This window comes from Catenuloplanes atrovinosus (assembly GCF_031458235.1).
In the GTDB taxonomy this organism is placed as follows: Bacteria; Actinomycetota; Actinomycetes; order Mycobacteriales; family Micromonosporaceae; genus Catenuloplanes; species Catenuloplanes atrovinosus.
This window is the reverse complement of sequence record NZ_JAVDYB010000001.1, coordinates 3289092-3300628: the sequence shown is the minus strand read 5'-3', so window position 1 is coordinate 3300628 and position 11537 is coordinate 3289092. Positions and strand designations below refer to the sequence as shown.

The 11537-nt window shown below is 73.6% G+C and carries 11 protein-coding genes; 3 read left to right on the top strand and 8 right to left on the bottom strand.

The window, feature by feature from the left end:
* Positions 1–13: 13 nt before the first annotated feature.
* The 4 genes from J2S41_RS14805 to J2S41_RS14790 form a co-directional block, all read right to left on the bottom strand.
* Positions 14–607, bottom strand: a complete 594-nt coding sequence (locus J2S41_RS14805) for a DUF4360 domain-containing protein (protein WP_310368137.1) — start codon at positions 605–607, stop codon at positions 14–16.
* Between the two features lies 1 nt (position 608).
* Positions 609–1214: a DUF4360 domain-containing protein gene (locus J2S41_RS14800; RefSeq protein ID WP_310368136.1), complete on the bottom strand. Its 606-nt coding sequence runs from the start codon at positions 1212–1214 to the stop codon at positions 609–611.
* A gap of 64 nt (positions 1215–1278) precedes the next feature.
* Complete coding sequence (locus J2S41_RS14795) at positions 1279–1893, bottom strand: DUF4360 domain-containing protein (RefSeq protein ID WP_310368134.1); 615 nt, start codon at positions 1891–1893, stop codon at positions 1279–1281.
* 156 nt (positions 1894–2049) lie between these two features.
* On the bottom strand, positions 2050–3606 hold the full coding sequence (locus tag J2S41_RS14790) for an ABC transporter substrate-binding protein (protein ID WP_310368132.1): 1557 nt from the start codon (positions 3604–3606) through the stop codon (positions 2050–2052).
* Between the two features lie 125 nt (positions 3607–3731).
* Between J2S41_RS14790 and J2S41_RS14785 the strand changes: the two genes are divergently transcribed.
* The 3 genes from J2S41_RS14785 (at position 3732) to J2S41_RS14775 (ending at position 5174) form a co-directional block, all read left to right on the top strand.
* Complete coding sequence (locus J2S41_RS14785; protein WP_310368129.1) at positions 3732–4169, top strand: NUDIX domain-containing protein; 438 nt, start codon at positions 3732–3734, stop codon at positions 4167–4169.
* 90 nt (positions 4170–4259) lie between these two features.
* Positions 4260–4748 carry a hypothetical protein gene (locus tag J2S41_RS14780; RefSeq protein ID WP_310368127.1) on the top strand — a complete coding sequence of 163 codons (489 nt, stop codon included), beginning with the start codon at positions 4260–4262 and terminating at the stop codon, positions 4746–4748.
* A 39-nt stretch (positions 4749–4787) separates the two neighbouring features.
* Positions 4788–5174 carry a hypothetical protein gene (locus J2S41_RS14775; protein ID WP_310368125.1) on the top strand — a complete coding sequence of 129 codons (387 nt, stop codon included), beginning with the start codon at positions 4788–4790 and terminating at the stop codon, positions 5172–5174.
* Positions 5175–5284: 110 nt separating this feature from the next.
* Here the strand turns inward: J2S41_RS14775 and J2S41_RS14770 are convergent, their stop codons facing one another.
* The 4 genes from J2S41_RS14770 to J2S41_RS14755 form a co-directional block, all read right to left on the bottom strand.
* The gene (locus tag J2S41_RS14770) at positions 5285–7699 is read right to left on the bottom strand and encodes a hypothetical protein (protein ID WP_310368123.1); all 2415 of its coding nucleotides are present in this window, start codon (positions 7697–7699) and stop codon (positions 5285–5287) included.
* A gap of 1689 nt (positions 7700–9388) precedes the next feature.
* Positions 9389–9520, bottom strand: a complete 132-nt coding sequence (locus J2S41_RS14765) for an MFS transporter small subunit (RefSeq protein WP_310368121.1) — start codon at positions 9518–9520, stop codon at positions 9389–9391.
* The gene (locus tag J2S41_RS14760; RefSeq protein ID WP_374728130.1) at positions 9513–10934 is read right to left on the bottom strand and encodes an OFA family MFS transporter; all 1422 of its coding nucleotides are present in this window, start codon (positions 10932–10934) and stop codon (positions 9513–9515) included. The genes J2S41_RS14765 and J2S41_RS14760 overlap by 8 nt, the downstream gene beginning before the upstream one ends.
* A gap of 164 nt (positions 10935–11098) precedes the next feature.
* Positions 11099–11524, bottom strand: a complete 426-nt coding sequence (locus J2S41_RS14755; protein WP_310368119.1) for a hypothetical protein — start codon at positions 11522–11524, stop codon at positions 11099–11101.
* Between the last annotated feature and the right edge of the window lie 13 nt (positions 11525–11537).

Below are 11537 nucleotides of genomic sequence, written 5' to 3'. Positions count from 1 at the left end.
CGGACGGCGGGTGCTAACAGTCGCTCCACCGCGACAGCGCGCCATCCACGGAGTCCAGCGTGAACAGCGCGGGCTCGCTGCTCTTGCGTGGCGCCGACGCGGTCAGCTGCAGCTCGGCGTTGAAGGTCGTGGTCCCGCCGCACGGCGCGTCCGCGCCGGTCTCGGTGGCCACCTCGTCGTCGGTGGCCCAGTTCGTGTCCAGCGGCCCCCGGTACTCAGACAGCACCATCGAGGTGGTGGGGCCGGCGCTCCACCAGAACGTGCGCTTGCTCCGCGCGGTCGCGCCGGACGCCAGGTCCGTGAAGCCGCGCTGGGTCACCGCCGTGGCGGCGAACGTGCGCTTCTCCGGCAGCCGCACCCGGACCGCCACCGTGCACTGCCGGGACAGGTCCGCGTTCGTGGCGGACGGCCCGGCCGTGGCGGTGAACGCGCTGAAGATGATCGTGAAGTGGTCTCCGTGCGCCTCGGCCAGGACCGAGCCACGCGGGCACCCCGGTCCGGACGTCGTGACGCCGGCGATCGCGAGCACGTCCGTGGCCGGCGGACGCGCGGCACCGGTTGCCATCAGCGCCAGCGCGGCGGCGCCGGCGACGGCCGTGCGGCGCATGTCAGCACGCCCGCCACTGCAGCTGGAACTTGGTGGAGAAGGAGGTCTCGACCGAGTCCAGCGTGATGAAGCTGGTCTCCTTCTTCGGATTCGACGTGCCGGGCCGGACGGTCACGTCCACGTTCGCGTTGAGGATTCGTTCGTCGCCGCACGGATGCTCGGTGACCAGCCCGCTCTCGACCTCGTCGGTGAAGCTCCAGTTGTCGTCGTACGGCCCGGTCAGCGGGTGGGTGAAGGTCTCCGAGGGCTCGCCGATCCAGTTGTAGATGGCGCGTTCCTGGGCGGTGGCGCCGGCCGCCAGGTTGGCGTATCCACTGTGGATGAGACGGGTGATGGAGTAGGTGAAGTCGGCCGGGATGTCCAGCGAGATGCCGACCTTGCACGCCTTGCGCATGTCCGTCGCCGCGGCCTTGGGACCGACCTGCGCGGTGAACTTGCTGAACGTGATGATGAACGCCTCCCGGTCCTCCTCGATCGCGGTCGTCACCGACCCCGCGGGGCACCCCGTACCGTTCATGTAGACGAGTTTGACCTTGAAGTTCTCCGGTCCCTGTAGATCGGCCGCCTGCGCGGGGGTGCCCGTGGCGGCGACCGCTCCGAGAGCCATGGCTCCGGCAAGAATGATCTTTCGCATCGTGGTTGGTCCTTCTCTGTGATGTCGGGATGTCGAATCAGCACTTCCGCCATGCCAGCTGGTAGGAGGCGTCGATACCGTTGCCGGCCGAGCCCAGCGTCAGCGTGCTGGCCCCGCCGTTACCGCCGGACCTGACCCGGCCGTCGATGCGGATGTTGAGCAACCGCGATTCGGCGCAGGCCGCGTAGTCGAGCTGGTCGGCCCGTACCGTGGTCCGGTTGACCCAGAAACCGTTGCGGGGCCCGGTGAAGGTCTTCGTGAAGACCGTCTTCTCCGGCTCGCCGGTGAATCCCGCGGTGGTCGTCTGCGTGGCGCCCGCGTCGCCCGGAAGCCGCACGTAGCCGCGGTGCTCCGCCTGGGCGACGGCGAACGTGAACCCCTTGTAGCCGCCGACCCGCACGCTGACCTGACAGCTCTTGCGCATGTCGGTCGCCGCCGCCCCACCGCCGCTGCGGGCGGTGAACGTCGGGAACCGGAGCGCGAAGCCGTTTCCGTTCGGCAACGGCGACAGCGTCGCCTTCCCGGCCGCGCAGCCGGTGCCGTTACTCGACGCGATGGTGAAGCTGACCCCGGCCGGCCCCGCCGGTGCTGGAGCGGATCCGCTCAGGAGAGCGAGCGTCGCAGCCCCCGCGGTCGCGAATGTCGTGAACACGATCGTGCTCCCATTCTCAGTCGTAGGTGATCGCTGCAGGTTTGCTGTAAGAAACCTAGATCCCGGCTGAGAGGAAGCAGTGAGCCTTCGCGGGGAAAGGACCCTTCGACCATTTCCCGGCCATTCCGCCCCGCGGTCGTCCGGATCGTGCTATGGCTACCGGACGAACTGCCACTCGGGTACGCCCTTGGTGCCGTCGCCGTACTGATAGATCGCGGTCCGTGCCGAGCGGAAGACCACGTCCCCGCGGTCGTCGAACCAGAACGCGCCGAGCACCGGGTTCTCGTAGTCAGGGAAGCCGGGTCCGCGGTTGAAGGTCCGTAGCGCCTCCACGGTGCGCCGGCGAAGGTCGTCGGCCCGCCACCGCATGAACGGGCCGCGCTCCGCCACCGGCGGCCGGACGTGGCCGTGCATCGCCTTCTCGATCGCCATGATCAGTGCCCGGGTGGCGTCATAGGCCGCCGCCGCGTAGGGCGACGGATCGCCGTCCGTGAAACGGAATCGGTAATGTCCCTTGAAGACGTTCCCCTGCCCCCGGGTGTCGTCGTACGGGGACGGCGCGACCGCGTAGAGTTCGCCCGCCGCGGTCGCCCACTGGGTGAGCCCACCGTTCATGATGGTCGCCGGCCCGACGAAGAGCGACGGCGACGCGCGCCTGCGGCTCTGCACGGCCTCGTAGAGCATGCCGCCGGACAGGCCGGTGCCGCAGTAGAGCACCAGGTCCGGCCGGACGGTGCCGGCGATGATCCGCTCCCGGGCGTCGGCCACCCCGAGCCGCGTCAGCCGATCCGACGGGCGCCGCTCCCGCCACTCCCGCTCGAACGACGCGGCCAGCCCCTGGCCGAACGTGGTCGCGTCCTCGGCCACCACCACCTGTGCCACCGCGAGCCGCTTGCTCAGGTGCGCGGCCAGGCGGGTCGCCAGATCCTCGGCCCGGACCTCGTCGGTCACCGCCATCCGGAAGTACGTGCTGTCCCGCGGGATGGGCGTCGACTCGCAGACCTCACCCCGATGCGTCAGGCAGGTGAGCGTGTTCGACGGGCTGATCATCGGGATGCCGGCCGCTGACACGACCGGGATCTCCTCCAGAGCCGTGTCGCTGTGGAACGGCCCGATGACGCCGGCGATCTGCGCGTCGTCGAGCACCGTGCGCAGGCCGTCGGCCTTCCCCGCGAGATGGCTGCCGTCCGGCGACATGTAGGTGACGCCGCCCGCGAGGTCGTGATCGTCGAACGGCACGATCTCGATGGGTACGCCGTCCGCGACGAACTGCTCCGCGGCCACCGCGAGACCCACGCCGCGCAGCACGGCCCGGGCGTCCCGCGGGTCCACGTCCAGGAACGGCATGCTCACCGCGATCTTGATGACCGGCTTGTGGGCGACCACCCAGGTCGCGTACGACGTCGCCACGACCAGGGCGGCGACCAGCAGGTAGCCGACCGGCCGCCACGCCTGCCGGACGTGCCGCACGATCGCGGGCACGGTCTGCACCGCGGTCAGCCCCACCCCGGACACGCCGATCAGCATCGTCAGCGTGCTGACGATGTTGTCCAGGCCCACCCAGGCGGCGTACAGCCCGACGGCCAGCGCGACGACGCTCGCGATCAGCGTGACGGCGACGAACCACGTGTGCACCACGTCCGCCGCGCCGCGGGGCCGGCGCGCGGGCGAGCGACCGGCCCGGTCGCGCCGTCTCAGTCTGCTGTTCAGCACGGCGTCCTCCCGGCATCTCCACCGGCATCGTCACACTGTCGCCGGGCCTCATCCCGACAAGGCGGATTTTTCAGCCGAACAGTCATCGGCCGGGAGGCATTCGACCGAGCGGTAGGGTCGCGCTCATGAGCGAGATCTCCCTGACCGTCGCCGGCGTCGTGCTCCGCGATCCGCACCAGCGCGTGCTCCTGCAACTGCGGGACGGCAACACCACCGTCGCGCCGCACCGCTGGTGCCTGCCGGGCGGGGCCGTGGAGCCGGGGGAGACGCCGGCGGAGGCGGCCGCGCGCGAACTGGAGGAGGAGACCGGCCTGCGCCCGGACGGCGACCTAGACCTGATCTGGCACGGCGTGGCCCCGTCCGTGCGCAACACCGGCACGCTCACCGAGTACGCGATCTACCTCGGCCACACCACCGCCACCCAGGAGCGCGTGCGGTGCAACGAGGGCGCCGCCATGGTCTTCACCCCGATCGCCGACCTGCCGGCGGTCGACTGGGCCGACCACTACGAACCGGTGCTGTCCCGCGTCTTCCCCCGCCTCGGCCTGCCCTGGAACGGCTGAGCCCGCCCGGCCGCGAGCGATCTCCGACGCGCACTGACCTGCACGATTCCTTCACAGCGCGGACCGCCGGGCTGCGGCACTATGGGAATCATGCGGACTTCACGGGCCACGGTCGTCGTCACCACGGTGGTCGCGGCCGCGCTCGTCGCCGCGGTCCTGGTGATGCTGTCGCGCGCGCCCGGCCCCGGCCGCGACCCACGCGCGTACCCCGCCGACCGCGGCACGGTCACGCTGGCCGCCGCGCTCGGCCGCGCCCACCTGAGCATCCCCGACTGTCTCGCGGCCGGTCTGCGCTACGCGGTGCCCGGCCCGTCGCACGACCTCTACCTGATGCTGACCGGCTCCGGCCCGTGCCTGGAACGGTTCGTCGACCTCAACGCCCTGACCGACGAGGGTACGGCGTCCGAACTGCCCGGCTGGGCCACGGACGGGCGGGCGGACGGGCTCGGGTGGCGGCTCGACGTGGACCGTGGCTTCACGCTCTACACGGGCCGGCCCGCGCCCGACCACGAGGTTCAGGCACTGGTGCGGGCGCTGAGCGACGGGTCCGCGCACCAGGCGTACGTACGCGCCACGTAGCACAGCCACCTCTCAGCGTGCCGCGTTACGGTCCGGGAGGTGGACGAACACAGAGCACGATGGGTGGTGGACCGGCTCCGGGCGCGTGGCGTGCCGGCGCATCTCCAACTGGCCCGCGCCGGGCAGACCCAGTTCGGCATCCGGGTCAGCCTGCCGGACGGGCGCGAGGCGGTCTGGGACACGGACGGCACGGCCGGCCTCGAGGCGCAGGTGCTGCGCAACGGCGTGCTGGTCGGGTTCGTGCCGACGATCGAGGGGTCGGACGGCTTCACGCCGGAGCAGACGGTCGAGGCGATCGCGCACACCGACTACGACCAGCCGATCGGGCGGCGCGTGACGACGCCGCCGATGCGCGGGCCGGCGCTGCCGCCCGAGGGTGGCTTCTTCCGCCGGCTGATGGACGGGTTCCGGGCTCCGCCCTCCTGACCCGAGGGCGGAGCCCGTCGATCCGGCCGGGCGGTGTGATTCCCGTACCGGTCGTCAGTACGCCCCGCCGCCCGGCGTCGTCGCCGGGGGCGGGGCGTCGTCGTGTCCGGTCAGCGCTGGCCGGGGGTGCGGCGCCGGGAGCGCGGCTCGGTCGCGGCGATCACCGCGGCGAGCACGCACGCGGCGGCGGCGCCGGCCAGCATCCACGGCATGCGGGCGTCGGTGCCGGCCGCGGCCAGGCCCAGCGCCACCACGCCACCGATGCCGAGTACGGCGGCCAGCACGCGGCGGACCGAGCTCAGCGCGCGGCCCAGCCCGCGCCGGCCGTCCGCGCCGAGCGACCACACGTACTGGACCGCCATCAGCACGATCGTGATCAGCGCGATCGCGGCCGCGATCCGGGCCGTCTCGGTCAAATTCCAGACCAGGCAGGCGTACGTGACGCCCGCGCCCAGCGCGCCGACCAGACCCACCCGGCCCATCGGCCAGCGGACCGCGGACGCGCCGGACGGGACCATCGCGAACGCGCCGGTGCCCTGCTGCCAGGGGCGGCCGTTCGTCAGCGCGGACCAGTCCGGGCCGCCCGGGCGCATCGTGCCGGTCATCGACGCCGGGCCGCCGCGCTGCCACGGCTTGTCGCCCGGGTCCTCGGTGACCAGCTTCGGCATCGGGCGCGGCGGGCGGTACGACGGCGCGGTCCTCTCCTCCGCGACGGTCTCCACCGCCTCACCGTCCACCACTCGGTCGTCCTTCAGCGACTCGACGAAGTCGACGATCGGCTCGGACGGTGCGGGGCTCGCCGCCGACGGACCGGCCGGGAGCGCGAGCGGCTTGCCCCAGCCCCACTTGCGGACCGGCGCCCTCTCGATCTCGCCGCGCTTCGGCTCCTCCACGTCCGGGTCCGCGTCCGCGCCACCACGCCCGCGGCGGTGCCGCGAACCCTGGGTGAGCACGGCCGTCGCCTGGAACGCCGGATCGTCCGGCATCGCCGCGACCGCGGCGCGGGCCAGCTTGTCCGCCTCGGCCCGGTCCTCGCCGGCCTCGACCAGGCGCGTCGCGACCAGGTGCTGCCAGTGCGGGTTGCCCGGCTCCGCCTCCAGCGCGGCCCGCGCGGCCGCGATCGCGTCCTGGTGCCGGCCGTCCGCGGACAGCGCGTCACTGATCACGGCGTAGGTAGCCGCGTTCCCCGGCTTCAGCGCGGTCGCGGTCTCGGTCGCCCGAAGCGCACCCGGGATGTCGTCCAGCGCGATCCGGATCCGGGCCATCAGCAGCCACACGTCCGCGTCGGACGCCTGGCGCGCCATGGCCGGACCGGCCTCGGCGAGCGCGGACCGGGCGTCACCCTGCGCCAGCAGGATCTGGGCACGGCGCAGCGCGGCCCGGTCCTCCCGGCGCCGGGCCTCCGCGGCCTCCTCCTCCGCGACCGCGGCGTCACCGTCGTCGGCGGACTTCTCCACGGCCTCGTCGCCCGGGGCGGGCGCGGGGGCGGGGACCTGCCGGAGCGCGGGGAGCGGCTTGGGCGTCCGCGCGGGCGCGTCGGCGGCCTTGGCCCCGTCCCCGGCCGCGACGGTGTGTCCCGCGCCCCCGGGCGAGGCCGCGGTGCCGTGGGTGGTCGCGTCGCCGTGCGTGCTTGTGGTGGCCGGTGCGGCCGGGTTGCCGTGGGTGGTCGCGTCGCCGTGCGCCGTGGACTGCGTGGCCGGGCTGCCGTGTGTGGCCGGGCTGTCGTGTGTGGCCGGGCTGCCGTGCGCGGCCGGGCTGCCGTGCGCGGTGGCGGTCCGGGTGGCCCGGCTGCCCTGCGTGGCCGGGCTGCCCTGCGTGGCCGGGCTGCCCTGCGTGGCCGGGCTGCCCTGCGTGGCGGGGTTGCCGTGCGCGGTCGCGTGGCCGTGCGAGACCGAGCCGCTGTGCGTGGCCGGCTTGCCGTGCGTGGCCGGGCTGCCGTGCGCCGCCGGGGCGCCGTGCGCCGCCGGATCGCCGGGCATGGCTGTACCGCCCGGCGGCGTCCCGGGCATGGTCGCGTCGCCGTGGGCGGTCGCGATGCCGTGCGTGGGCGCGGTGCCGGGCAGGCCCGACGCCGCGCCGGTGGACGCGGCGGTCGTGCCGCTGGTCTCGCCGGTCGGTGTGGCCGCCTCGCCGGGCGTGCCGGCAGCGTCGTCGCGCCCGGCGAATGCCGCCCGCGCGGGACGGAACGCCGGGGACGTGCCCGGACGGGCGGCCGGCGTGCCGATGCCGCCCGTCTCCGTCCCGGCCGGGGTGTCGCCCCCGGCCGCCGGGCGTGCGCCGGCCCCGTGCCGGGGCGCGGACGCGGTGCTGCCCGCCTCCAGGCGCCGCAGCGCCGGACCGGCCGGGCGGAACGCCGGCGCGGCCTCGGAGGGCCGTCGGCCGTGCTCGCCGTCCGTGCCGGGCGAGGTGGGAGCGGTCTGCGAAGACGCGGCCGCGTCCCGCCCGGCGGCGCGGCGCGCCGACCGGGTCCGGTTCGCCGACCCGTCGGACGAGGTTTCCTCCGTGCCGGTTGAGGTGGCCTTCACCGGCTTCGGCGGCCGGTACCCGGTACCGCCGGCCGGGTTCTTGATCGTGGCTCCGCCCGCGGCGGAGGCGTCGCTCGCGGCCGGTGGGCTACCCGCGGCCGGGGCGCCGTTTGCCGCAGGTGCGCCCTCTGGGGCCGGCGTGCTGTCTGCGATCGGCGCGGCGTCTGCCGCCGGTGTGCCCTCTTGAGCCGGCATGCTGCCTGCGGTCGATGCGCTGGCAGCCGCCGATGCGTTGCCTGCCGCCGATCCAGTGCTTGCTGCCGGTCCGGTGCTTGCTGCCGGTCCGGTGCTTGCTGCCGGTCCGGTGCTTGCTGCCGGTCCGGTGCTTGCTGCCGATCCGGTGCCTGTCGCCGATCCGGCGCCTGCCGCCGGAGCGTCGCCTGCCGCTGGTGCGAGGGCGCCGCTCGCGGACGGGGTCACCGCGTCCGGCGGGCGGAATCCGGCAGTCGGCATGTCCCTCTCGTCGAAGTCCGGCTCGTCCACCAGCGGGTCCCGCATGTCCGCCGCTCCAGCGGCAGCCCGCATCCCGGAGCCCGCGACGCCGGCGCCCACGACGTCCGCCCCTGCAACGCGCGCGTGCGCGACGTCCGCACCCGGAACGCCCGCCTCCGCGACACCCGCGCCGGTAACACCCGCGCCGGTAACACCCGCGCCGGTAACACCCGCGCCGGTAACACCCGCGCCGGTAACACCCGCGCCGGTAACACCCGCGTCGGAAACACCCGCGTCGGAAACACCCGCGTCGGAAACACCCGCGCCCGAGGAAGCCGCGTCGGAAACGCTCGCCCCCCCGCCGGAGAGCAGCGCGTTCGCCGCGTCCACCGCCGCGCGTGCCCGCAGCGGTTCCGCCGGCTGTGCCGGGCCCGCGCCGGGCACGCCCACGCCCGAGATGAGCGCGTTCGCCGCGTCGATGGCGGCCGGGTTGGGCTTGGCGAAGGCCTGCCAGCTGCCGGTCGGCAGCTGGGCGCCGCGCTCGCGGCGGGGTAGCGGGAACGCGCTTGCCTCGTCCGGGGACGCGAGCCGGGGCTGGGCCGCGTCCTCGTCCACCGGCGCCAGCGGGCCGTTGGTGGGGTGGGGGATGGGCGGTCCGGGCGGCGGCGGGACCAGACCGGCCGCGCTGACCAGGTCTGACTCCGCTGATGACGCCGCACCCGGCTGCCCCGGCGGCGGCGGGTCGGGCTGCTGCCGCGCGGGGGTGAAGGATTCCGTGGACATCGGCACGCCTTCCGCGGGAATACGGGTTGATCCACCGGACGCGCTCACGCCCGGTCGAGGGGTTCGTTGTCACGGTCGGCAGGAGGACGGCGTGTCCTGAGCGTTCCGGGAAACCTCATAGCGACCGGGCGGGATACCGTCCGCACCATGGGCGGCCCCGCGGTAAGTGCCGACTACGGGCGGTCACGGGGTCGGGACGGTCTGTTCAAGAATATTCCCCAAGCCGCCCCGGCCGCCGGTGACCTGCGATTTCGGTCGCCGATCCGGCCGGAGCCGCGGGCCGGTTCCGTGGCGGCGCCGGGCAACCCGTTCGCCGAGCGCCGCGTCGGGGATCGGCCGCCGCCCGAGCTCGCGACGCGCGGCACGGACCGGCTTCGCGACCACCGGTGAATCTCGGCCGGCCGCGCCACGAGACGGAAACGGCCGGCCCGGTCCGCTGGGGGACCGAGCCGGCCGATGTGCCGATCCGTTACGTCAGCTGGTGAACAGCCGTGCCGCCGTGATGCCGGTCTGGATCACGCCGTAGGCGAGCAGCGCCCCGACCAGCAGCCACGACACGATCAGGCGGACGCCCTGGCCGGCCGGCTTCGTCGTATCCTCAGACATCCTTGCTCCCCTCGGTGCCGGCGCCGGCCAGGACCGGGTCGGCCGGCTTGCTCGGCTCGTGGTACTTCTCCGGGACCGCACGGACCAGCAGGTTCGCGATGAAGCCGATCGCCAGCACGCCCACCATGGTGAACAGCGCCGGCCGGTACGCGTCCGCGGTGAGCGTGCCGGGCTTGCCCTGCGCGTCCAGGAACCCGTTGATGATCAGTGGCCCGGCCACGCCCGCGGCGGACCAGGCGGTCAGCAGCCGGCCGTGGATCGCGCCGACCTGGTAGGTGCCGAAGATGTCCCGCAGGTACGCCGGGATGGTCGCGAACCCGCCGCCGTAGAACGACAGGATCACGCCTGCCAGCAGCACGAACAGCGCGGTGTGCGTGTTGCCGACCGCGGCCAGCGTCGCGTAGAGCACCATGCCGAGGCCCAGGTACAGCATGTAGATCGGCTTGCGGCCGATCAGGTCGGACGTCGACGACCAGACGAACCGGCCGGCCATGTTGAACAGCGACAGCAGGCCGACGAAGCCGCCGGCCGCCGCGACCGCCACCGTGGAGGTGCCGTTCTCCCGGAAGAAGTCCTGGATCATCGGCGAGGCCTGCTCCAGGATGCCGATGCCGGCCGTGACGTTGCAGAACAGCACGATCCAGAGCAGCCAGAACGTCGGCGTCTTGATCGCGTTCGCGGCGGACACGCTGGCGGTGGTGACCAGCGGCTTCGCGGTCACGGTCGACGGGTCCCAGCCCTCCGGCTTCCAGCCCTCGCGCGGCACCCGCACGTTGAACACGCCGAACATCATGATCAGGAAGTAGCCGATGCCGAGCGTGAGGAACAGCGAGACCAGCGCGCCGCCGGATGCCACGGACGCGGCGTTGCCGGGGTCGTAGTTCGGGTCGTAGAACGACAGCAGTTGCCGGGACAGCGGGCTGGCGACCAGTGCGCCGCCGCCGAAGCCCATGATCGCCATGCCGGTCGCCAGGCCCGGGCGGTCCGGGAACCACTTGATCAGCGTCGACACCGGCGAGATGTAGCCGATGCCCAGGCCGATGCCGCCGATCACGCCGTACCCGAGGTAGACCAGCCACAGCTGCGTGGTGGCGATGCCGAGCGCGCCGACCAGGAAGCCGGACGCCCAGAAGCAGGCGGAGACGAACATGGCCTTGCGCGGCCCGTTGTGCTCCACCCAGGTGCCGCCGACGGCGGCGGACAGGCCCAGCATCACGATCGCGATGCTGAAGATGACGCCGATCGCGGTCTGCGAGGCGTCGAAGTGGTTGATCAGCGAGGTCTTGTACACGCTGGTGGCGTACGCCTGCCCGATGCACAGGTGCACCGCGAGCGCCGCCGGCGGAATGAGCCACCGGGAATACCCCGGCGGCGCGATGGTGTGCTGGCGGTCGAGTGCGGACAGCAGCGCCATGTTGGTAAAACCTCCCCACATCGGGCGGTATCTCCCCGGCAAACTAGTTCCCTGTCGCCGGGTTCGATGTTGAGTGATCGCCGAGCGGTCACCGCCCTGAGCCGAACGGTCAAAGATCAAAATCAGATAACGTCGGTACGCCGTATGGGCAGGCCAGGGGCGTATCAGCGCTGCTCACCGGGGTGCCGCGCCATGGCCGCGAAGTAGGCGTCCTGCGCGGCCCGGAACGCGGTGTTCGCGGCAGCGACCGCGGTGAGGTCCGCGACCAGCCCGGCCATCGCCCGCTCCTGCGCGGGCGTCACCTCGGCGACCACGTCCCGGTGCTGGGCGTCGGCCGAGAAGTACGCCTCCTCGGCCTGGTCCGCCGCGGCCGCCAGCGCCGGGTTCGCCGGCATCAGCGCGCGGGCCTCGCGGGCCGCGTCCCAGGCCCGCCCCGCCTGCTCCACCGCGGCCGCGGCCTCGGCCAGGCGCCGGTAGCCGGAGGTCACGGTCGCCACCCGCGCCTCCGCCTCCGCCCCGGCCTCGGCGACCAGGTCGCGGTGGACGGCGAACAGCCGCGCTGCCTCATCTTTGAGCGGGTCCTCGTCCACGCGTACCTCCAGA